This is a genomic window from Nonomuraea zeae (genome assembly GCF_005889725.1).
GTDB classification, from domain to species: domain Bacteria; phylum Actinomycetota; class Actinomycetes; order Streptosporangiales; family Streptosporangiaceae; genus Nonomuraea; species Nonomuraea zeae.
In genome coordinates, this window is sequence record NZ_VCKX01000754.1 from 1 (window position 1) to 371 (window position 371).

A 371-nucleotide genomic window follows, 5' to 3' on the forward strand; every position below is an offset into this window, starting at 1 on the left:
GATCGGCGGGTGTCTGGCGGGCTTTGCCGATGAAGTGGTGGAGCTGTGGCGTGCCGGCCAGGTCGATCTCTCCGGCCAGCGTGATCACGGTGACGCCGGTGAGGTGCTGGTGGTGCATCTGGAGTGCTGGCATCGGACCCTCTTCGATCGGCTATGCGGGCTCGGCGGATGGGGTCTCGTCGATGGCCTGCGCGGCGGCGATCGCCTGCTCCACCTGGTCGTGAACGGTCATCGTCTGCCACGTGCCGGTGATCTGCAACAGCCGGGCGGGCACGTCGTGCACCGCGACCAGATGTAGGGGCGTGGCCGCGTTGAGGCGCAGCAGCACGCGCAGGCCGCTGCTGTCCATGAAGGTCAGCCCGCGCAGGTCC

Annotated in this window: 1 protein-coding gene; it reads right to left on the bottom strand. The window is 68.7% G+C overall.

What is annotated here, in order from left to right; genetic code table 11:
* Positions 1–151 precede the first annotated feature (151 nt).
* The coding region (locus tag ETD85_RS62760; RefSeq protein ID WP_206059673.1) for an STAS domain-containing protein at positions 152–371 on the bottom strand (220 nt) is incomplete at its 5' end.